This is a genomic window from Lysinibacillus sp. OF-1, from assembly GCF_028356935.1.
GTDB classification, from domain to species: Bacteria; Bacillota; Bacilli; order Bacillales_A; family Planococcaceae; genus Lysinibacillus; species Lysinibacillus fusiformis_D.
Genome location: NZ_CP102798.1, coordinates 3,640,058 through 3,661,152, shown reverse-complemented (window position 1 = coordinate 3,661,152; position 21,095 = coordinate 3,640,058). Strand labels below are relative to the sequence as shown.

The following is a 21,095-nucleotide window of genomic DNA, read 5'->3' as shown; positions in this document are numbered from 1 at the left end:
TCAGCAACTTATTATTTATGTCAAAGCTTTAATAATACATTAAACATATATTTCCTATTAGTCAACAAGGAATTAAATAAAAAATTAATTATTTAGAAAATGAATGTAACGGTCACTAGATACCACTCATTCTATGCAGGAAGGAACTGAAAAAATGGGTGGATGAAAAAGATATGTCAAAAAACCTAGTTGACTACTTGGTGTATTTTAGTATATATTTGGTAATAAGAAGAATGATTGTGGTACGAGGTAGCAAATACTAGTGAACAATCATTAAATAAAGAGCTGGCTAGTCAAACTAGAGGCGTTTTAACAAAGACCTGTTTTACTGTGTCTATTGTTAAAATGCCTTTTTTGCTATGAGGGGGATTTGATGTTAACGTACGAAAATTGGCAAGAACCGATTATTGATTTTCAAGTCGATGATCTGTATAAGGGTGCACTGGAAGTTTTACAGTGGGGCTATCGAGAATATGGAGAGGAAATCGTCTATGCATGTAGCTTTGGCATTGAAGGTATTGTCTTAATTGATCTCATTTCAAAGGTAAAGCCAAACGCTACGATTGTTTTTTTAGATACAGATGTCCATTTTAAAGAAACCTATGAAACGATTAATAGAGTCAAAGAAAAATATCCACAACTAAATATTGTCATGAAGAAGCCTATCCTTACATTAGAACAACAAGCTGCTCAATATGGTGATGAGCTTTGGAAGTCCAATCCAAATAAATGCTGTGACATTCGCAAGATAAAACCTTTGCATGAAGCCTTGTCAGGTAACAAGGCTTGGATATCTGGCTTGCGGCGTGAACAATCGCCAACACGTCAACAGACAAACTTTCTAAATCGGGACGATAAATTTAAATCGATTAAAGTTTGTCCACTGATTCATTGGACATGGAAGGATGTCTGGCGCTATGTTTCTAAGCACAATCTGCCATACAACCCATTGCATGATCAAGGTTATCCAAGTATCGGCTGTGAGCATTGTACAAAGCCAGCATTTACGATGGATGATTTACGTTCAGGACGATGGCAAGGTTCTGGTAAAACGGAGTGTGGTTTACATGAATAAAGGAGTTTTGCCATGCTTGAATATTTTGCAATAGCTATTAGTTTATTTTTTGCGATGAATATAGGGGCAAGCGGAGCAGCAGCCTCAATGGGCGTTGCTTACGGTGCAGGTGCCATCAAAAAAGCTTGGCAAGCATTACTTTTATGTGCAATAGGTGTCTATAGTGGAGCTGTATTAGGCGGAGGAGAGGTTGTCAAAACGATTAGCTCAGGCATTATGCCGCAGGACTATATTACGGTAAAGGTTGTCATCATTATCCTAATTTCGGCGACAAGCTCCTTATTTTTCGCCAATCTTTTAGGTATCCCCTTATCAACGAGCGAAGTAACGGTTGGCGCTGTTGTTGGGGTAGGAATAGCCTATAAAGTATTATTCGTGCGTTCACTGTTAGTTATCATATCATTTTGGATCATTGTACCGCTTGTCGCCTTTGTCATTGCACTTGTCTTTGGAAAATTATTATATAAATTACAAAACAGAGGGCTGCTAAAAGATCGTCCGATTTTAACGATTCTTCTCGTATTAGCTGGATTTTTTGAAGCCTTTTCAGCGGGTATGAACAATGTCGCCAATGCTGTTGGACCACTTGTTGGTGCAGGGATGATAGATGTTACGATGGGCATTGTCCTAGGTGGGGCATTTGTGGCACTAGGTGCTATGCTACTTGGCAAACGAGTGCTTGAAACCAATGGTAAAAAAATTGTGCGCTTTCAAAAGGCAGAAGGAATCTTAATTTCTAGTACAGGTGCCCTTCTTGTTGGCGTAAGCTCGCTTTTTGGGCTTCCAGTTCCTTTAACACAAGTAACATCTTCATCCATCATCGGGATGGGCATGGCGAAGAATGGAAAACAAATTTTCCATCAGCATATTGTCAAAAAAATCATTCGGATTTGGATTGTATCGCCTATCTTTTCGTTAGCTATTTCGTACTTTTTAGTGCAGCTATTTTTAGAAAAGGACCTCTATGCCATTATTTTGATTGGCACTATTATTGTTGGGACACTAGGTGTCATTAGCCTAATGCGGACGATGCGAGAAGAAGAGCAGTCCATTTATGACGCAGGTGAAGGCATATAAATTGAATCATGCTAGAACTACTATTTTGACTATAAAACTTAGTATTTAACTAGAAGTAGGAGGAGATTTTCATGAGTTTACAACCACATGGTGGGCTTCTTGTGCAAGCGTTTAACCCAGAAAAAGAGATAGCAACCATTCACAAGGAAATTGAGCTGGATGCTATTTCTTTAAGTGATTTAGAGTTAATTGCGATAGGTGGCTATAGCCCAATTGAAGGCTTTTTAACACAAGAAGATTATGAGTCAGTTGTGGAACAAAGTCGCTTAGCATCAGGCGTAGTATGGAGTATTCCGATTACATTACCTGTTACACAAGAAAAAGCAGCTACTATACAGCCTGGTGATGAGGTGAAACTGGTCTATCAAGATGAAGTTTATGGCGTTATTGAAGTAGTTGATATTTATGAGCCGAATAAACGAAAAGAGGCTTTGCTTGTATATGGGACAGAGGATTTAGCACATCCAGGAGTTCAAAAGCTTCATGACCGACCTGCTATTTATGTCGGTGGAAAAATTACCTTAATCAAACGTATCGCACAACAATTTCCTGCGTATTCGTTTGATCCCGTAGAAACACGTCAATTATTTGCCGACAAGGGATGGAAAACAATTGTTGGCTTCCAAACTCGTAATCCAGTTCATAGGGCGCATGAATATATTCAAAAGGCAGCGCTTGAAACGATTGATGGGTTATTTTTAAATCCACTTATTGGTGAAACAAAATCGGATGATGTGTCAGCTACAATACGTATGGAGAGCTATGAGGTTTTATTGAAAAGCTACTATCCTGAAAGCCGTGTACAATTAGGCGTTTTTCCTGCCGCAATGCGTTATGCTGGGCCAAAGGAGGCCATTTTCCATGCGCTTGTAAGGAAAAATTATGGCTGTACCCATTTTATTGTTGGTCGTGACCATGCAGGTGTAGGTGATTATTATGGTACGTACGATGCACAAAAGATTTTTGAACAGTTTACAGAAGATGAATTAGGAATAGTGCCATTAAAATTCGAACATAGTTTTTATTGCCAGCGATGTGAGGGGATGGCTACTACCAAAACGTGTCCGCATGATGGCTCTGCCCATGTTATTCTATCAGGAACGAAAGTACGTGAAATGCTTCGTAATGGAGAAGTACCACCTAGTACATTTAGCCGCAAAGAAGTTGTAGATGTATTAATCAAAGGCATGCGTAAGGAGGTAGTTAAATGAGTTCAAATATTGTTTGGCATGAAGCCTCCATTACGAAAGAGGAACGTCGTTCAAAAAACAAACATCAAAGCTTTATTTTATGGTTTACGGGATTATCTGCTTCAGGGAAATCATCCGTGGCCAATGCTTTTGCCCGTCGATTATTTGAACGGGGCAATCAAGCCTTCGTTTTAGATGGTGATAATGTACGCCATGGCTTGAATAAGGATTTAGGATTTGATGAGTCCGGACGAAAGGAAAATATTCGCCGAATAGGGGAAGTTTCTAAGCTATTTATTGAAAGTGGTCAAATAGTGCTAACCGCTTTTATTTCACCTTATCGAGAAGATCGTCAAGTAGTACGTGGACTTGTAGACGACGGTGAATTTTTAGAGGTCTATGTAAAGTGTTCAGTAGAAACATGTGAAAAAAGAGATCCGAAAGGTTTATATAAAAAGGCAAGGAATGCTGAAATTACGAACTTTACAGGTATTAGTGCCCCATATGAAGAACCAGAGAATCCAGAAATTATTTTGAACACAGAACAGCATTCCATCGAGGAGTGTGTTGAACAACTGACGAAGATTTTAACTTTGAAGGGATACATTTAAAGAAATTAAAAGAACTGCTCGACAGTACGAACGAGCAGTTCTTTTATGTTTATTTTACATTTTGTTCCTTTTTCATTCTGTCAATTTCAGGACCTAACTCATCACGTACTGTACCTTTCCAAGGCTTTACACCAGCGATATAGGAAGAACGAGTCATAATGTGTCCCCCTACAGGACCAGTGATGAAGAGGAACAGTATCCCTAGTAAAATTCGGGGATTGAAATGATCTTCTATTAGCCAAAAGTGAAAGAATACACCAATCAATACACACATGACACCCAGTGTTGCACTTTTAGAAGCTGCATGGGCACGCGTATACAAATCAGGTAAGCGGACAAGTCCGATAGCTGTGACGACGATAAACAGTACGCCAACAGAAATGAAAAAGATAACTAAGCTATTAGCGAGAATTGTCACGTTTAATGATATCTCCTTTCTCTATGAATTTAGAGAAAGCCATTGTCCCGATAAACGATAAAATCGCAAGCAATAAAATAATTTCTAGAAAGAAGCTTGTTTCCACTAAAATCGAAAATAGTCCAATAAGAGAAATAAGTGAAACACCAAGTGAATCCAAAGCGACAACACGATCAGATGCAGAAGGGCCTTTTACCATTCGGTAAATAACTGCAATCATCGATAAGCAAATCACTACGATCACAGCAATAATAAATGTTGTCATGATTTACTCACCTCCAAAATCGCTTTCTCAAATGAATCTCGAATGGAAGCAACAGCTTCATCCACATCATTAATATCAATCGCATGTACATACAATGTTTTCGCATCATCTGATACATGCACTACCACTGTTCCGGGTGTTAACGTAATAAGACTTGATAATAAAGTGATTTCCCAGTCTTCGGTTAAAACAGTAGGATAGGCAAAAAAGGCAGGTTGCATGTCCAATTTAGGCTTTAACACGACCTTTAAAACTTGCACATTGGCTAATATTAACTCTTTAAAAAACAGCAAAGTCAGTTTAATAAGGGCCCATAAGCGGTAGACATAAAGACGTGATTTGAAAAATCTTCGCATGATGATAAGTAAAATGATTCCCATGATGAACCCTATGATAAAGCCAGCTGCTGTGTAATTAGAGGAAAGGAACATCCAGACGAAGGCAAGTACAAAATTTAAAATCATTTGAAATGCCATTGTGTTAATCCCCCTTCATGACAGCATCTATATAGATAGATGGATCCGTTAATAATTTTGCTGCATCGTCCATGAATGGCGTAATCCATTCTGAACCAACACCATATGCTACAGTAATGAGTACTAAAAGGGCAGTAGGCATAAACAGCATCTTATAGACAGATTTATCGACAGACCCGTGTGTTTCTTTCTCCTCACCCCAAAAAGCATAAAGGAAAATACGAATCACGGATAATAGGACAAGCAGTGAAGATGCTAAGATAAAAATACTACTCCACATACTACCAGCCTCAAAGCCTCCCTGTACAATAAGCAGCTTTCCAACAAATCCACTAAGTGGTGGAATGCCAGCTAAACCAAAAGCTGCAATCAAATAACACCAGCCTAGAGCCGGATATTTCTTCATGAGACCACCCATCTTACGTAAATCAGATGTACCAGTAATGTAGATGACAATGCCGATTAACATAAAGAGTGCTGCCTTTATAAGCATATCGTGAATTAAATAAAACATAGCACCCTTTAAGGAAACCTCATTCATTTGAGAAACACCAAATAAAATGACACCTACTGCAATAACAATGTTGTAGATAATAATGAGTTTGACATCAAAATAAGCGAGTGCCCCAATACATCCAGCTACGATAGTAGCAATGGCTAGTACCATTAATAAATCGTGCGTATAGGATAAATCATGTACAAAAAATAGCGTATAGGTACGTGTAATGGCATAGACCCCCACCTTTGTAAGCAAAGCACCAAATAGAGTTAGGACAGGAATTGGCGCTGCCGCATAAGAAGTAGGAAGCCAAAAGTATAATGGGAAAATGGCTGCTTTTAGTCCAAATACCATTAAAAACAGGACGGCAATAACTGTAATAATTCCCGGCTGATTAATTTCAGCAATTTTGACAGCAATATCCGCCATGTTTAATGTACCGACTACAGAATATAAAAAGGCAACGGTAATAACGAATAAGGCCGAAGAAATAACATTAATTAAAATATATTTAATAGACCCTTTCAGTTGTCCCTTCTCACCACCTAGAACGATGAGTAAGTAGGAAGCCATTAACAATACCTCAAAGAAAACAAACAAGTTGAAAATATCGCCAGTCGTAAAGGCCCCATTGACCCCCGTTAAAATAAACATAATACCAGGGTAATAAAAGAAGCGTTCACGTTCCTTCGTAATGGAACCGAAACCATACCAAACAACAAAAAATGCAATAAGCAATGTCGTTGTAACGAGTAATACAGATACCATATCAGATACCATTGTAATACCGTAAGGAACAGGCCAATTTCCGAATGTTACCTTTTGAATACCATCCTGTTTCACTTTTAAAAGAAGTGAAATAGCAGAGATGAAGGCGAGCCCAATACCAAGTAATGAAAATGACCGTTGATAGGTTAGATTTTTTTGCCCAAACATTAAAATCATACCGAAGAAAAACGGGATGATAATGGGCAATAATAGGAAGTTATTCATCCTCATCACTTCCTCTCATTAAGCTAATATCATCTGTGTTAAGCTCCTGATAGGAACGATAAGCAAGTACAAGGAAGAATGCTGTAACCCCAAAGCTAATAACAATAGCTGTTAAAATAAGTGCCTGGGGTAAAGGGTCCGCAAAAGTTTTGGCTCCTTCGTTTAAAACGGGTGGTGCTTCGCCACCAAGGCCCCCCATTGTTAAGATGAGCAGGTGGGCACCATGACTTAAAAGACCTGTACCAATAATAATGCGTAATAAGCTTTTCGATAAAATTAAATAGACAGCTGCCATAAAGAGAAAGCCGATGACAAAGGCCATAATTATTTCCATTATTCATCCTCCCCAATCGTTTGAATAATGGTCATCGTAACGCCGACAACAACCAAATAGACACCGCTATCAAAAAGCATAGCCGTGTGTAATGACTGTTTGCCCAGAAGCGGTAAATCGAAATAATCAAAGTAATGCGTAAAAAACGGTTTGCCCACAAACATTGGGAATGCCGCAGTAGCAAGGGCTAATAGTAAGCCAATAGCTGTTACATACGTATAATTGATAGGTAAGATATGGCGCACTGTATTGATATCAAAAGCTAACACTAAGAGAACAAGTGCACTTGATGTTAACAGTCCTCCAACAAAGCCGCCCCCAGGCGTGTAGTGACCAGCTAAAAATATATGAATGGAGAAGAAGAAAATAATGAAAAATACAATTTTAGCTGTAAATTGTATTATCACATCATTTGTTTTCATGTGTTTTCTCCTTTCTATTCATACGTAACTTAATCATGGCTAAAATCGCCATGCCCGCAATGCCTAGTACTGTAATTTCAAATAATGTATCGAAACCACGATAATCTACTAAAATTACGTTTACAATATTTCCTCCACCAGCTAATGAGTACACGGTTTCCTCGTAGTACTTAGCAATAGAAGGAATCAGTTTTTGTGAATGCGCAGATAGTGCCACAAGTGTTACCATAACACCAACTGCAATTGAAACAACGGCACGATTTAATTGGAATCTCATTCTTTCCTCGCGCTTACCAAGCTTCGGGAGATGATAAAATGCTAATAAAAATAGTGCTACTGAAATCGTTTCAATAACGAGCTGTGTTAACGCTAAATCCGGCGCGTTAAAAATAACAAAGAATAATGCAACAGTGTAGCCAACAGCACCCAGTCCAATAATGGCTGTTAAACGTGACTTGGCCAAGATAGTAATGGCTGTACCAATTAATAAAACCACAATCAATATAATTTCATATGGTCTAATTGGTGAGGTCCCTTGGAATGAAAGACTAAAAGCATCCTTCACGAAAAGAGAGCCAATGACGATAATAGCGATTCCACTAAACATATACAGTAAATAGTGACGCATCGAGCCAGTCATATAGCGTCGTGATAAACGATTTAAGCCAACACCCAACCCCTGCATGATTTTGTCATAGGCATTGTTTAATGTGAATGCTTGTGGGAATCGTTGGTATATTCCTTGCCATTTTGGTAAGGCAACAAATAATAATACCCCAATGATAATTATTCCGATTGTCATCAGTAGCTCAGGGTTAATGCCATGCCAAGCTGATACATGTATATCAACAGCTTGTGGTGTATCATATAAAAATGGCTGAATGGCTTGAACAGCAGGCTTGACAAAGGTATTGCCTATCAAATTCGGGATGAAGAAAATAATTACGACTAATGCTGCTAAAAGTATCGGCGAAATAAGCATCCCTATTGGTGCCTCATGTGGTTTATGAGGTAATTGTTCCGGCTTGTAATTGCCATTAAATGTTCGGAAAACAAAATAAAAGCTATAGATAAATGTGAAAATACTAGCGATCCAAGCAATAATAGGGAAGAGTGCTCCCCATGTTTCAAAGCCGAAAAATTCAAACTTTTGAAGGGCAAGCATAGCTGTTAAAAACATTTCTTTACTTAAGAAGCCATTAAACGGTGGAAGACCAGCCATTGATAAGCTGCCAATTGCTGCCACAGTAAAGCTAATCGGCATGATACTCATTAATCCACCAAGTTTTCGAATATCACGAGTTCCTGTTTCATGATCCACAATCCCTGCAATCATGAATAGACTGCCTTTAAATGTTGCATGGTTGATAAGGTGGAAAATAGCTGCATATGCCGCAAATTTAATCGTATCGACTGTGTCGTTAGCATGAAAGGCAACGGCGCTCGCCCCAAGCAGTGACATAATCAGTCCCAGTTGACTGACTGTAGAAAATGCAAGAATGCCTTTTAAGTCTGTTTGCTTCACTGCAAAGAAGGAACCCCAGAATAATGTTAAGAGACCTACTCCTGTTACAAGCCATACCCAAAGCTCTGAGGCAGCAAAAATAGGTGTAAAGCGTGCCACTAAATAGATACCTGCTTTGACCATTGTTGCGGAGTGAAGATAGGCACTTACTGGTGTCGGTGCTTCCATTGCATCTGGTAGCCAAATATAGAATGGGAATTGTGCGGACTTTGTAAATGCGCCTAAAAGTAATAAAACGAGCGACCAAGTGAATAAAGGTTGGTCTACTAAATTAGGTGCCATCACAATCAGTTCACGGATGGAATAGGTTCCTCCCATTAAATAAAGAAGAACGAAACCACCTAGCATCATTAAGCCGCCACCGACTGTTATCATCATGGACTTCAGTGCACCGAAGCGTGAGGCATCACGGTTATACCAATAGCCAATGAGTAAAAATGACGAAATAGATGTTAGTTCCCAAAAGAAATAAAGTGTTATTAAATGATCTGACTGTACTACTCCCAGCATGGCTGACATAAATAGCAATAAGTAAACATAAAAATTATGTAATTTTTCTTTATGCTTATCTAAGTAAAAGATAGAGTAAAGTACAACCAATGAACCAATTCCGGTAATGAGTAGTGAGAATAATAAGCTAAGTCCATCCAAATACGAAACGATGGAAATATCAAGTGATGGAATCCAAGGTAGCTCTGCAATAAATACTTCTCCTTCAGCTACTTGTGCAATATATGTTGCATAGATAACTGCGAGTGTAGCAGGTACAGCAAGAACAAACCAGCCTGTGTGAATATTTTTCATGCGTTTATATAAAAAAGGCACTAATATTGCAGCAAGCATTGGAATGAAAATATAAAGTACTTGTAACAAAAAAACCCTCCTTTATGCAGGTAAGTATACCAATTATAACGTACTTTAATTGCGAATGCATATGGACGAATGGGATTTAGCTTGCGGTAGTGGAAGAATTTTCGTTATATTATAAATAGGAAGTTATCAATAAAAATAGAGGAAAAAATTTTTTATGAGGAATCCTTATATCTATGGTTATCTACCATTAATTACAATTTTATTGTTTAGTTTGACATTTGGCATGTATGCTGTTGGCGAATCCTTACAGATTTTTCAAGCAATCGGTGTTTATTCAGGTATGCGAGAATTTTTATCTGATTTTGAGTTACGCGTATTTTTGCTCATTGTTTTTGCTATTGTTTTTTTTATGTTATTCTCTGCACTCAAACTAGTAGGGGAAACGATTCATGAGCTAGGAATGCTGTTTTTCTCAAAAGATAATGATGGAGCTACTGTTAGTCAGGCTCGAGGTGGCTATATTATCTTGTTTATCGGCGCCATGTGTTCCGCATTTGCCATCCAATTTATTTATGTTTTGATTGGTATCTTTATCATAACAGTGTTTACCTATTTTATTTATCTGATTTATAAAATGAGTCATTTTATGTCGATGGGCGGCACAATTGGTCTATTAATCTTTGAGCTTTTTATGTGGACCATTCTTTTAACACTCATTATTTATGTTGTGTTGAAGCTATATAATGGCATTTTGGCAAGTTTGCCGTTTGCCAATTAGTTACATTACATACTAGTGAAAAGAGGTAGCAGTCATGTAAGACTGCTACCTCTTTGCTGTTGTTGAAAAAAGATGATGGCAATAGCAGAAAAAGAACCTTTGGTAAAGTTAGGGGTTGATTTCCGTTCCGCCAGCGTCCTTTCCAGGGGGCGTCCGATGAGCCGCTTCACTCACTGCGTTCGCTCCAGGGTCTCAGCTGAGACGCTAAATCCCCTAGGAGTGACGCTAGCTCCACTCCAATCAACCCTGTGGCAAAAGTGCCTTTTCCTTATTTTTATACTAGTCGTAGATTATTTGTATAATTAAAGAAAGGATAGGCTCTTATTTTCATTGTAGAGAAGTGAATAGTGACAATACCTCTCCATAAAATGAGTAGTGAATACCTATATTTTATATCACAAAAATTTTATGGATGGTTTTGTTTTTCAACACTATGAAGAGGTAGCAGTCATGTAAGACTGCTACCTCTTGGCTGTTTCACTACTCTAATAAAACATTAAATAATTGATGATGAATTTTGTATGCCTCTAATTTTTGCATGGATTGAGGCTTATCATAGCCTAGCCATACAGCCGCAGTATAACCATCATTAAGTCCGGTAAGCCAGTAGTCCCGATAGTCATTAGTTGTGCCTGTTTTTGCTCCTATATAGTCGCTGTTACTGTAAACCCCTTGTCCTGTCCCATTTGCCACAACATCAGCAAGAAGCTCACGCATATATTTCACCGTTTTCGGAGACCAGATTTGATTACGCTGTGTATCCCAACTATAAAGCTCAGTTCCATCTAAAGCTGTCACTTTACGAATACCATGTGCTAAAACATAGGAGCCATCGATAAAGCTTGTATAGGCATCTGCTAGCTCTAAGGCTGTCACACCGTAAGTTAGCCCACCCAATGAAGCGGCATAATTATGATCTTTCGCTACAATCGAACGGAAGTGAAAGCGATTAAGGTATTGAAAGGCCGTTTCAACGCCAATAGTTTCAAAGAGACGCAGTGCAGATGTGTTGTAGCTGTGTCGAAAAGCTGTACGGAGGGACACATCACCATACGTATAGCCCCCATAGTTTTGCGGACAGAACGAGCCAACACAGTATCTACCTCCATTGACAATAGAATCAGGTGTATGTGCTGACGTTTCAAAGAAAGGGGCATAGACTGCTAAAGGTTTAAAGGCTGATCCAGGCTGACGTGTTCCTTGGAATGCACGATGATAATCAAATTTTTCATAGTTTTTTCCTGCATACAAGCTGACAATTTCTCTTGATTGGTTTTCAATGACTGCACCAGCTGCTTGCAACGAACCTGTACCGAGAATAGCTGACATTTTAACCTCATCATGTTGCTGTTTATTTGGATCAAGTGCAGTTTGAATGATGAGTCCATTTTGAAATAGTGTATCTAGTCGATTATCTAATTGTGCTTTAATTTTTTTCTTTTCTTCCTCATTCTCTGTATTGCTCAGTCGATCCGCATAACCCTCTTTTTCAGCAACTAACCACTTTAGCTCTTGAAGAACGTAAGTGCTATACATTGGATAACTTTGAATTTTATCTTTCACATTTAATGTAATCGGCTCAGCTTTGTAGGTAGCTGCATTTTCCTTTGTAATAGCGCCATTAACTGCTAGCGTATCTAACAAACGCTCCTGCCTCGCTTTAGTTTGATCGAAATTTTTCAAAGGATTATAAAGTGAGGGGTTATTTGGGATCGCCGCAATGAAAGCAATTTCAGCAATGCTTAATTCTTGAAGTGGCTTTTGAAAATAATAGGTCGCTGCTCCGCCGATGCCATAAACCTGGTTGCTAAAATAGGATTCATTAAGATACATTGTTAAAATAGTTTCTTTATCAAATTCTTTTTCTAATTCATGCGCATAAAAAAGCTCTGTTAATTTCCGCTCATATGTTTTTTCATCAGATAAATAACGCATTCGAACGAGCTGCTGTGTAATCGTACTACCACCTTGAGAGGCTGTGTTGCTATTCGAATTGGCTACAACTGCACGAATGATGGCACTTAAATCAAAACCGATATGCTCATAAAAATCAGCATCTTCACTTGTAATGAATATTTCCTGGGCAATTTGTGGAATTTCTTGTAAGGTTAACGGCTGTCGCCATTCGACATATTCCTCGCTAAATGTTTGCCCATTTCGATCAATTAGAGTGACAGGAAGTTGGGTTTGTACCTCAGGTAAATGAATAGCACTCGATATTTGTTCCTCATGTGCTTGAGCGATATTGATTTCTGTCCTAATGTTTGTACTAATCCACCATAAAGCAGGTAGGGATAGTAATATAATAAAAAAACCAAAAGCCTTTTTCATGTGTGCCTCCACTCTTTCGATAAATCCTTCATCAGAATAACATATTTTGGATTGATTCCAAATACTCGCTCAGACCTATTTCCTTGGTTTTGATTATGAAAGTTAAAATTGCAAAAATCGTCAATACTTTGATGAAGAAAACCAATAAGAAGTATGTTAGACTAAAATGAGGTCGGAAAGGATGCATTAGTCATTTTTTTCATTGAAACTGAAATTTATCATTAAAGGAGAGACTTCCATGTTTCCACAATTAACAACAGACGTACAAGCAGGCGAAGTGCTTGTAGAAATGAACACAACATTAGGTGCTATCAAAATTAAGTTGTTCCCTGAGCATGCACCCAAAACGGTTGAGAACTTTTTAGGCCATGCTAAATCAGGTTACTATAATGGCATTATTTTCCATCGTGTTATTCAAGACTTCATGGTTCAAGGTGGAGACCCAACTGGTACTGGTATGGGTGGAGAATCGATTTGGGGTAATTCTTTTGAAGATGAATTCTCAGATAACTTGTTTAACCTGCGCGGTGCGTTATCAATGGCAAATGCAGGTCCAAACACAAATGGCTCTCAATTCTTCATCGTACAAATGAAGCATCTGCCAAGTGATATGCTTCGCCAATTACAAGGAGCTGGTTTCCCAGAGGAGATCATTGAAGCTTATGCACAAAATGGTGGTACACCTTGGTTAGACCATAAACACACAGTATTCGGTCATGTTGTGGAAGGTATGGACATTGTGGACAAAATTGCTGATGTTGAAAAAGATTTCCGCGATAAACCATTAGAAGATGTGAAAATTGAGTCAATTACGGTTTTTGAATAATACTTATAAGGACGTGTAGAGTATGCAAAACTTTATGTACCAATTTTTATATTTCCCTGAAGACAAATCAGGTTATATTCCAGCGGCTTTTGAGTTTTTAATCATGCTTATTCTATGTATTATCGTGTTTATGCTTTTTAGAAAAATTTCTAAGAAACAGGAAATGAAATCAAAAGAAATCGAAGCACGTATTCTAGCAGATAAGAAAAATACAAACAATCAACAAAACATTTAGCTAAAAAAGAATCTGCTTCCCACATTAGATGTTAAGGGTAAGCAGATTCTTTTTTATAGATCATTTTTTATAACGACGAATCATATTTTGCACCGTCTTGAAGCCAGTGAAACAAACGAGTACAAGCGATAAACCAATCCCACTTAATGCGGTAATAAACGCTACCCATTCGAATAGTGTATAACTCCAAATACTCTCGAAATCACTGCTATCCTTCCACCCCTCAATAACTAAGTTCATACCGTAAATACCAGATACCACAGTAAATACAGTTAAAATAAACAGTAAATTATTACTTCTATTATCTGATTGATCCTCTTGTGTGCGATACAAACTGTCCAATGTCGCTTTGGTTTCTACATAATGCTCATTAATACGGAACAGCTTTCGTAGCATTTGGGAAATTTCTCTTCCTTCCGTTCGAACAATCACTTCTTCAAAATAATAGCGTGCCGAAAATTTTGTAATTAATTCAATTAATTCATTCACAACGAGCTTATCCTTGCCCCATTTGATTTCACTATATTCATAGGACAACTTTAAGAGCATCATTTTGTAAAAATAATGAATGAAAAGATTATAATAGTGTGTTCCCATAAACTCTTGAATGCTATGTGTACACTTTTCAAAGGGCAAATTCGTAAGGGTCATTTGTGCCTGTGCCGAAGTAATAATATAGCTATTGGGTGCCCAACGTGTATGTGCATGGTCTTGCACATATTGCGCAATATATTGAGCGTTTGTGCTGGAAATAAAGGGCTTGCCTGCAGGTGTTCTACCATCTACTTGTCCTAATCGAAATAAATGCTCAGGTAATATGTCTGCTTCTTTCTCAGCAATTAAATAGGCAGAAGCATACATCCGCTCATCCTCGAAAAACGGTAATCCTTCGTAGCTATTGTCTTGTTGATGCTGTAAAAAAGGCTGTAAATAGGGGATAAAATAGTTAAATAATAGTTCACTGGTTGAAGAACAATGGCCAAAGGAAAAATGATGACTCGCCCCTTTTTCTTCTCGAAGCTTAGCCTCCAGTACTCTAAAATAGTGAATAAAATTTAAAATGTCACTTATATCATGTGGGGTATCTGTTATATTTGTTCTCACGGTTATAATACCGTTTCCAAAAGGACATAGTGTTACATCAATACTCGTGATTTCATAATGGATACGACTGTCTAGATGATGTAAGGAGCCTTGGGTATAGAATGCTTTTGAAAACCGAATAAAGTCAGGGCTATTCATATCGTATGGGAATAATTTATCCTCTAAAAAGGGATAGAAAAACTGGGCAAGCTCCTCATGGATGATTGTCGTATCACCATAAAAGGCATTTTCAAGAGCTGTATTATTTAGGGTGAAAAAAGTAAAACCTTCCTTTAGTAGTACCTCTCCAATTTTTTGACGGTTTTTCGTGGAATAGGCAAAGGGAAATAAGAATGTCATATATGCACGTTTAATCATTAATGGCGCTAAGTCCATGAAAACACCTCTTTTTACATCCGATTGATAAGAAACTTTTCCACAAAATCATTATTTTAAACATATAAAAGGATATCTCCAAAAGTTGAGATATCCTTTTTACTGTCATTTTCTATTCAAACACTTTTTTAAAGCGTTTTACACCATCTTGAACGGTTTCAAATGAACAAGCGACATTCATACGTAGGAAGCCATGACCTTCTTCCCCATATTTTGTCCCTGGCTCTAATGCAAGCTTTCCGATTTTTAATAAGCGATTCATGATGTCCTTTTCTTCAAGCTCTAGCTCGCGGTAATCAATCCAGATTAAATAAGTGGATTGTGGTATTGTGACACGAATGCCTGGAAGCTGCTCTAACTCGGCTTTTACATATTCCATATTTGTAGAAATATATGGAAGTAACTCGTCTAACCAAGGAGCTCCTTCTGTATAAGCGGCATGAAGTGCAACAGAGGCAAATGTATTTAACGAGCCTTGCCCACTTGCCATATTTATTGCCTCTAGCTGTAGACGTTTTTTCCTATCTGTTACGATCATATAAGAAACTTGAATTCCTGCTAAATTAAATGTTTTGGTAGGAGCCATGCAAGTAATAATACGATTGATCTCATCACCTGCAACCTTTGCTAGAGGAATATGCTTATCCCCGTTTAACATTAAATCAGCATGTATTTCATCAGAAATAATGATGACATCGTATTTAGCACAAAGTCGTACAATCTCCTTTAAAGTAGCTTCATCCCATACATAGCCTCCTGGATTGTGAGGGTTACATAATATGTAGGCTTTCACATCTTGCGCTAATGCCTGTTCAAAGGCTTCGAAATCATAGCCAATCACACCATCTTTTTCAACTAATGGGCAGCTTACAACTTCACGCCCATTACTTTTGGGGATGTTATAGAATGGTGGGTAGACTGGTGGCGAAATGAGTACTTTGTCACCAGGGTTTGTTAGGGCTACAATGCTATTGGCTAATGCCGCTACAACACCATTACAAAATAGGATAGATTCTTTATCAATATGCCAGGCATGGCGAGTATTTTGCCAGTCTACGATTGACTGAATCGCTTCTTCACCCATAAAACTATAGCCAAAAATAGTTTGTTCAGCGTGTTTCTGTAATGCCTTTGAAACGGCTATTGGTGCTGCAAAATCCATATCGGCTACCCACATTGGCAAGATATCTGACGCATCATCTAGGCCATATACCTTTTCCATTGCGTCCCATTTTACAGAGTTTGTACATCGACGTTTGAAAGTTTGATCAAAAATAGACAAGCAAATCACTCTTTTCTTTTTTATTTAATATGGTATCATACGGGTATGATCAAAGGATAACAGGTGAGTATTTTGGAAAATATAAAAATGAATCAAGCAGCTGTACATCTGCTAGAGGAGTGGGATCCATTCCACTTAGGTCCAGACCATTATGATACAGAAACGGCAGATGTAGTAGCAGCATTGCAAGGGATAGATGATCCATCGACACTTGCAAAAATTATTCAAGAAACATATGAGCATTCGTTTGAACAATGGATACCATTTGAAGATTGTGTAGCCATTTCTTACAAACTAATTGCTATTAAATTTGAAGCAAAATGTATTATTTAAAATATTTTGCATATTTCTTATAAAAAAAGGGGGCTGTCATTCGACAACCTCTTTTTTAATGTGCACGTTTAAGGCTAGTTCTTATTTAAATAAAGGTAAAATCCCCTGAATGAAAATAATGAAAATGGCAATTGGAGAAACGAAACGAACTAAAATATACCAGATATTAAACATTAAGCTAGATGCGGCTAATTCCTTACGTGAAATATCCTTCGTATAATAATAACCTGCAAATATAGAAATAAGGAAGGCTCCTATCGGCATGCCGATGCTGTTCGTCAGAAAATCAACAAAGTCAAAAATAGAGCGATCTAATATTTTTACATCTGATAATATACCAAACGACAGCGCACTTGGGATACCGAAAATAAAAATGATGATTCCACCAATCCAAGCAATCTTTCTACGTTTTTCTGGATGGTCTCCAATCGCAATGGCTACAACAATTTCTAACATAGAAATGGAGGAAGTGACGGTAGCAAATAGCAACAGGATGAAAAAAATGGTTAAGAATAGACCACCAAGTGGCAACTGCTCGAAAACAGCTGGCAAAATAATGAAAACAAGGCCAGGCCCTTGGTCAGGCGTATAGCCTAGAGCGAATACTGCGGGGAAAATAACAAGACCCGCAAGTAAAGAAATAATAATATTCATGGAAGCTACATTGATTGCTGAATTACCAATCTTCTCTGTTTTAGACAAATAGGAAGCATATGTAATCATAACGGCAATACCTACACTTAAAGAGAAGAAGGCTTGTCCTAAAGCCATTAAAAATGTTTCAGCGTTAAAGTAAGACCAATCAGGCACAAACATAAATTTAACGCCTTCCATTGCGCCATCTAAAGTTAATGAGCGTATAACTAAGACAATGAAGAAAATAAAGAGCAAGGGCATCATCCATGTGCTGGCTTTTTCGATTCCACCCTTAATACCTGCCGATACAATCACTACTGTTAATAGCATGAATAGTCCCTGTACTAGAATGGCTTCGGAGGGGCTTGAAATAATATTGGTAAATAAATCTGCGTAATTCATCTCAGAACTAGCATTTGTTAGCTTAAATGTAATGGCACGACCCAAATAGCTTAAAATCCATCCACCAACAACACTATAAAACGATAAGATAAGGCCCGCAATCACCATGCCACCCCAGCCAATCAAATACCACGGCTTTCCTGGCGCTTGTTCCTTAAAGGAAGTGACAGCGTCTTTTTGCCCTCGACGACCAATCATAAACTCAGCAATAAGCACTGGTAAGCCGATAAAAAATGTACATAAAATGAATAATAAAATAAAGACACTACCGCCATTAGTACCTGCCATATAGGGGAATTTCCAAATGGCTCCTAACCCTATAGCACTTCCAGCAGCAGCTAAAATAAAACCAATTTTAGTTGTAAACTGATCTCTCGATGACACGAAAATAAATCCTCCTTATACTAAAGTTTTATTTTACCTCAATATTCTCATAACACAAGCAGATATCAGAAAATTGACGACGGATATTCCTATATCAGCAGCTATTTAGAAATAGAATAATAACATATTAGGAAGGGTCTTCTTTTTGAGTAAAAGATATATTATTTTTGTAACAATTGGGTATAATATTTCGTTTCACTAACAAAAGGGGGAATCGCTTTGACGGAGTCGGACTTAATAGCAAGGGCCCAACAAGGAGATAAGGAGGCCTATACCGAGCTTATTCGTATCCATCAACGAACTGTTGAAAAATTTGCCTTTCAATGTGATGTACATAGGAATGATTTAGCTGATGTTTCACAGGAGGTATTTGTCAAATTGTACCGCTTTTTACATCAATTTAAGCAGGATCGTCTTACAACGTGGCTCTATAAAATCACCTTAAATGCTACTCGTGATTACTACCGCAAGGAACAATGACAGCAGGAAAAAGAGGACAAGCTACACGCTCAACAACAAAATAACTACTCATCTGCAGAAGATAATGTTCTTCTATTTGAAGAGGACAGGCTGTTACCTAGTGCCATTCAAACTCTTGATGTAAAGTATCGCTATGCAATAAATCCATCCCAAACAACAATTAAAGTGGGCGTTAAACCAGAATCAATGCAGAAGATTGGTCAGCATTTAACCTTCCAGCTAAGTACAATGTCTACAGAAAAAGGCGGAGAACGTTGCATCATTACGGCCATTTCCGAGTAAGGAGATTTTTTGCCCCGTTTTTACACGTATGTTATAATTTAAGCGATATATACGTAGCAAACAAAAAGAAAGTGGGCAAAGGTTATGGTAAAAAAATATGAATTAGGAGACGTGTTGACCGGAAAAGTTACAGGTATTCAACCATACGGTGCATTCGTAGCACTAGATGACAATACGCAAGGCCTTGTGCATATTTCGGAAATAACATACGGCTTTGTTAAAGACGTTAGTGAGTTTTTAGCTGTTGGGCAGGAAGTAGAAGTAAAAATTCTTGAAATCGATGAAGAGGCCGAAAAAATTAGTTTATCGATGAGAGCGCTACAGGAACGCCCCACATCAGTACGAAAAAAAGATGCACCGCCGCGTAAAACATTGCAGGACCGTGTAGATGAATCGGATGCAAATGGTTTTAATTCCTTAAAAGATAAGTTGCAAGACTGGATCGAACAATCAGGACACTAAAAAAACGAGGATACTTTCGACGGAAGGGATCCTCGTTTTTTTGCTATTGTTTTTTTATTTTTCGGATTCGATATTGCAGGTTTTGGCGACTCATGCCAAGTGCATTCGCTGCTTTTGTAATATTGCCCTCATATAAATTTAAGACATTTTGCACATAATATGATTCGGCTTCACGCAAATAAGCATCCAGTGGCATGACTTCATGATTTTGATGAAACATAAAAAATTCTGGCTCACGGTTGTTTGTGTCTTGCTGTTGTACCTTGAAGCGGAAATGGAGTGGCAATAAATCTGAAGTAACCGTTGACTCTGTTGTCATAAATGAAACGATTTCATCCAATAGCAGCTCAAGTTCCTTAAGATTTCCTGGCCAATCATATTGTAAGAATAATTCCTGTACATCTGGTGCAAGTTCAGTGACTTGGGAGGCAAAGCGTTCTCGATGTCGAGTAAAATAATCATCGACAAATGGAAGAATATCTTCTTTTCGATCCGTTAAATTAGGAATGGTAATAGCCATTGTTGCAAAGAAATAATAAAGTGACTTAGACAGCTTTTTTTCAGCGATCAATGTAATGGGGTCACTGCCCACACTTCCAATCAGCATATATTTGGACTGTGGAAGGGATTGTAGTATAGCTAAAAGTTGTTCCTGAATGTCTAAGCTCAAAAAATCTATGCGTTCAAAGAAAAAGGTATAGTCCGTATCTTCTTCTAACAGTTGCTGTAATTTATCCAGCACGGATTGAGCAGAACGGCGGCTGACAAGCGTCACAAAAGCTTCAGGATCTGGAGAGGCTGCATGGTGGATTCCTTCAGCCACTAAATCTTTCCCTGTGCCAGATTCACCAATTAATAATACAGGTAATTTTACGGCTGCTGCTTTTTTAGCATTCTCGATAACCTGCTTCATTGATTCTGAATCAGCTTTAATCATATCAAATGTTAATGGTTCATCATAACGACGAAGGGGTTGATAAACAAGCTTTTCAAGTGAGGTAATATCTCGAGCAAATTCTATTGCCCCGATGAGTTTACCTTCCACAAAAAGTGGAAAAGTATCATTGATTGTTGTAATTTCATGACCATTTTTATTCCAATAGGATTGTTTAACATTGATTTCCTTTTTTCCTGTTTGTAAAACACGCATTAATGTACTTTCGTGTTGACGGAACGAAAACATTTCAATAATGGAACGGTCCGCAAGTTCATCAAAATGAAATCCTTCAATTTCTTTCATTTTTGTATTGTAAATAATTGTTTTACCAGATAGGTCTACTGCATGGATACCAACGGATACATTTGTTGCAATAAACTCATAAAAAGGTAGTAAAGGTTCAGAATTTTTCATAAAAATGTGCACCTCAAAAATTTTTTACTTGAAATATGCAACGAAATTTTGCATTATAATAAGTGTAAGAATATTTTATACGCAAAGATATTTTGCGTCAATGTTTTTTGCATACCCAAATACATCTCACAAGGGA

At 37.8% G+C, this 21,095-nt stretch carries 22 protein-coding genes; 10 read left to right on the top strand and 12 right to left on the bottom strand.

The window, feature by feature from the left end; translation table 11 throughout:
• Positions 1–373: 373 nt before the first annotated feature.
• The 4 genes from NV349_RS17975 to cysC all read left to right on the top strand — a co-directional run bounded on the left by NV349_RS17975 (position 374) and on the right by cysC (position 3,953).
• The gene (locus tag NV349_RS17975) at positions 374–1,075 is read left to right on the top strand and encodes a phosphoadenylyl-sulfate reductase (protein WP_271910781.1); all 702 of its coding nucleotides are present in this window, start codon (positions 374–376) and stop codon (positions 1,073–1,075) included.
• 12 nt (positions 1,076–1,087) lie between these two features.
• The gene (locus NV349_RS17970) at positions 1,088–2,152 is read left to right on the top strand and encodes a sulfate permease (RefSeq protein ID WP_271910780.1); all 1,065 of its coding nucleotides are present in this window, start codon (positions 1,088–1,090) and stop codon (positions 2,150–2,152) included.
• 71 nt (positions 2,153–2,223) lie between these two features.
• Complete coding sequence (gene sat / locus NV349_RS17965) at positions 2,224–3,363, top strand: sulfate adenylyltransferase (protein WP_058844850.1); 1,140 nt, start codon at positions 2,224–2,226, stop codon at positions 3,361–3,363.
• Entirely contained in the window at positions 3,360–3,953 is a 594-nt protein-coding gene (gene cysC / locus NV349_RS17960) for an adenylyl-sulfate kinase (RefSeq protein WP_036119825.1), read from the top strand. Before sat ends, cysC begins: the two co-directional genes overlap by 4 nt.
• Before the next feature lie 49 nt (positions 3,954–4,002).
• Here the strand turns inward: cysC and mnhG are convergent, their stop codons facing one another.
• The 7 genes from mnhG to NV349_RS17925 are packed head-to-tail and all read right to left on the bottom strand — an operon-like array spanning position 4,003 to position 9,758.
• Positions 4,003–4,371: a monovalent cation/H(+) antiporter subunit G gene (mnhG, locus tag NV349_RS17955; RefSeq protein WP_036119829.1), complete on the bottom strand. Its 369-nt coding sequence runs from the start codon at positions 4,369–4,371 to the stop codon at positions 4,003–4,005.
• A complete protein-coding gene (locus NV349_RS17950) occupies positions 4,355–4,636 on the bottom strand; it encodes a Na(+)/H(+) antiporter subunit F1 (RefSeq protein ID WP_004228375.1) in 282 nt (93 codons plus the stop codon). The genes mnhG and NV349_RS17950 overlap by 17 nt, the downstream gene beginning before the upstream one ends.
• Complete coding sequence (locus tag NV349_RS17945) at positions 4,633–5,112, bottom strand: Na+/H+ antiporter subunit E (RefSeq protein WP_036119832.1); 480 nt, start codon at positions 5,110–5,112, stop codon at positions 4,633–4,635. Before NV349_RS17945 ends, NV349_RS17950 begins: the two co-directional genes overlap by 4 nt.
• Positions 5,113–5,116: 4 nt before the next feature.
• Positions 5,117–6,604 carry a Na+/H+ antiporter subunit D gene (locus NV349_RS17940; RefSeq protein ID WP_036119835.1) on the bottom strand — a complete coding sequence of 496 codons (1,488 nt, stop codon included), beginning with the start codon at positions 6,602–6,604 and terminating at the stop codon, positions 5,117–5,119.
• Positions 6,597–6,938 (bottom strand): Na(+)/H(+) antiporter subunit C, encoded by a 342-nt coding sequence (locus tag NV349_RS17935; RefSeq protein WP_004228379.1) that lies wholly within the window; start codon positions 6,936–6,938, stop codon positions 6,597–6,599. The genes NV349_RS17940 and NV349_RS17935 overlap by 8 nt, the downstream gene beginning before the upstream one ends.
• Entirely contained in the window at positions 6,938–7,360 is a 423-nt protein-coding gene (locus NV349_RS17930) for a Na(+)/H(+) antiporter subunit B (protein WP_036119837.1), read from the bottom strand. Before NV349_RS17930 ends, NV349_RS17935 begins: the two co-directional genes overlap by 1 nt.
• Positions 7,347–9,758 carry a Na+/H+ antiporter subunit A gene (locus NV349_RS17925; protein WP_271910774.1) on the bottom strand — a complete coding sequence of 804 codons (2,412 nt, stop codon included), beginning with the start codon at positions 9,756–9,758 and terminating at the stop codon, positions 7,347–7,349. The genes NV349_RS17930 and NV349_RS17925 overlap by 14 nt, the downstream gene beginning before the upstream one ends.
• Before the next feature lie 154 nt (positions 9,759–9,912).
• On the opposite strand from NV349_RS17925, the gene NV349_RS17920 reads away from it, so the two are divergent.
• Positions 9,913–10,476, top strand: a complete 564-nt coding sequence (locus tag NV349_RS17920; RefSeq protein WP_089934034.1) for a DUF5366 family protein — start codon at positions 9,913–9,915, stop codon at positions 10,474–10,476.
• Positions 10,477–10,956: 480 nt separating this feature from the next.
• Here NV349_RS17920 and NV349_RS17915 read toward each other — a convergent pair whose 3' ends face one another.
• Entirely contained in the window at positions 10,957–12,807 is a 1,851-nt protein-coding gene (locus NV349_RS17915) for a transglycosylase domain-containing protein (RefSeq protein ID WP_271910773.1), read from the bottom strand.
• A gap of 238 nt (positions 12,808–13,045) precedes the next feature.
• Between NV349_RS17915 and NV349_RS17910 the strand changes: the two genes are divergently transcribed.
• Positions 13,046–13,633, top strand: a complete 588-nt coding sequence (locus NV349_RS17910) for a peptidylprolyl isomerase (protein WP_036118107.1) — start codon at positions 13,046–13,048, stop codon at positions 13,631–13,633.
• A gap of 22 nt (positions 13,634–13,655) precedes the next feature.
• Positions 13,656–13,868, top strand: a complete 213-nt coding sequence (locus NV349_RS17905; RefSeq protein WP_036118109.1) for a hypothetical protein — start codon at positions 13,656–13,658, stop codon at positions 13,866–13,868.
• A 60-nt stretch (positions 13,869–13,928) separates the two neighbouring features.
• Here NV349_RS17905 and NV349_RS17900 read toward each other — a convergent pair whose 3' ends face one another.
• Both NV349_RS17900 and NV349_RS17895 read right to left on the bottom strand, forming a co-directional pair.
• Positions 13,929–15,347: a magnesium transporter CorA family protein gene (locus NV349_RS17900; RefSeq protein ID WP_271910771.1), complete on the bottom strand. Its 1,419-nt coding sequence runs from the start codon at positions 15,345–15,347 to the stop codon at positions 13,929–13,931.
• A 112-nt stretch (positions 15,348–15,459) separates the two neighbouring features.
• Positions 15,460–16,629 carry a MalY/PatB family protein gene (locus tag NV349_RS17895; RefSeq protein ID WP_036119849.1) on the bottom strand — a complete coding sequence of 390 codons (1,170 nt, stop codon included), beginning with the start codon at positions 16,627–16,629 and terminating at the stop codon, positions 15,460–15,462.
• 72 nt (positions 16,630–16,701) lie between these two features.
• Here NV349_RS17895 and NV349_RS17890 point away from each other — a divergent pair, with 72 nt between their 5' ends.
• Complete coding sequence (locus NV349_RS17890) at positions 16,702–16,962, top strand: DUF1871 family protein (protein ID WP_080717041.1); 261 nt, start codon at positions 16,702–16,704, stop codon at positions 16,960–16,962.
• Positions 16,963–17,043: 81 nt separating this feature from the next.
• Here the strand turns inward: NV349_RS17890 and NV349_RS17885 are convergent, their stop codons facing one another.
• Positions 17,044–18,384, bottom strand: coding sequence for a sodium-dependent transporter (locus NV349_RS17885; protein WP_036119854.1), 1,341 nt, complete (start codon positions 18,382–18,384; stop codon positions 17,044–17,046).
• 219 nt (positions 18,385–18,603) lie between these two features.
• Here NV349_RS17885 and NV349_RS17880 point away from each other — a divergent pair, with 219 nt between their 5' ends.
• Positions 18,604–18,864, top strand: a complete 261-nt coding sequence (locus tag NV349_RS17880; protein WP_244504873.1) for a sigma factor — start codon at positions 18,604–18,606, stop codon at positions 18,862–18,864.
• A gap of 366 nt (positions 18,865–19,230) precedes the next feature.
• Entirely contained in the window at positions 19,231–19,608 is a 378-nt protein-coding gene (gene yugI / locus NV349_RS17875) for a S1 domain-containing post-transcriptional regulator GSP13 (protein WP_036119858.1), read from the top strand.
• Positions 19,609–19,651: 43 nt separating this feature from the next.
• On the opposite strand, the gene NV349_RS17870 is transcribed toward yugI, so the two are convergent.
• Positions 19,652–20,959, bottom strand: a complete 1,308-nt coding sequence (locus tag NV349_RS17870; protein WP_058844857.1) for an AAA-type ATPase lid domain-containing protein — start codon at positions 20,957–20,959, stop codon at positions 19,652–19,654.
• Positions 20,960–21,095: the final 136 nt, after the last annotated feature.

Bases quoted from the DNA above. Each gene is read 5' to 3' on its own strand.
- NV349_RS17935 (WP_004228379.1), bottom strand. From the start codon at position 6,938: ATGGAAATAATTATGGCCTTTGTCATCGGCTTTCTCTTTATGGCAGCT.
- cysC (WP_036119825.1), top strand. From the start codon at position 3,360: ATGAGTTCAAATATTGTTTGGCATGAAGCCTCCATTACGAAAGAGGAA.
- NV349_RS17970 (WP_271910780.1), top strand. From the start codon at position 1,088: ATGCTTGAATATTTTGCAATAGCTATTAGTTTATTTTTTGCGATGAAT.
- NV349_RS17940 (WP_036119835.1), bottom strand. From the start codon at position 6,604: ATGAATAACTTCCTATTATTGCCCATTATCATCCCGTTTTTCTTCGGT.
- NV349_RS17870 (WP_058844857.1), bottom strand. From the start codon at position 20,959: ATGAAAAATTCTGAACCTTTACTACCTTTTTATGAGTTTATTGCAACA.
- NV349_RS17930 (WP_036119837.1), bottom strand. From the start codon at position 7,360: ATGAAAACAAATGATGTGATAATACAATTTACAGCTAAAATTGTATTT.
- sat (WP_058844850.1), top strand. From the start codon at position 2,224: ATGAGTTTACAACCACATGGTGGGCTTCTTGTGCAAGCGTTTAACCCA.
- NV349_RS17975 (WP_271910781.1), top strand. From the start codon at position 374: ATGTTAACGTACGAAAATTGGCAAGAACCGATTATTGATTTTCAAGTC.
- NV349_RS17920 (WP_089934034.1), top strand. From the start codon at position 9,913: ATGAGGAATCCTTATATCTATGGTTATCTACCATTAATTACAATTTTA.
- NV349_RS17915 (WP_271910773.1), bottom strand. From the start codon at position 12,807: ATGAAAAAGGCTTTTGGTTTTTTTATTATATTACTATCCCTACCTGCT.
- NV349_RS17905 (WP_036118109.1), top strand. From the start codon at position 13,656: ATGCAAAACTTTATGTACCAATTTTTATATTTCCCTGAAGACAAATCA.
- NV349_RS17945 (WP_036119832.1), bottom strand. From the start codon at position 5,112: ATGGCATTTCAAATGATTTTAAATTTTGTACTTGCCTTCGTCTGGATG.
- NV349_RS17910 (WP_036118107.1), top strand. From the start codon at position 13,046: ATGTTTCCACAATTAACAACAGACGTACAAGCAGGCGAAGTGCTTGTA.
- NV349_RS17950 (WP_004228375.1), bottom strand. From the start codon at position 4,636: ATGACAACATTTATTATTGCTGTGATCGTAGTGATTTGCTTATCGATG.
- NV349_RS17900 (WP_271910771.1), bottom strand. From the start codon at position 15,347: ATGGACTTAGCGCCATTAATGATTAAACGTGCATATATGACATTCTTA.
- yugI (WP_036119858.1), top strand. From the start codon at position 19,231: ATGGTAAAAAAATATGAATTAGGAGACGTGTTGACCGGAAAAGTTACA.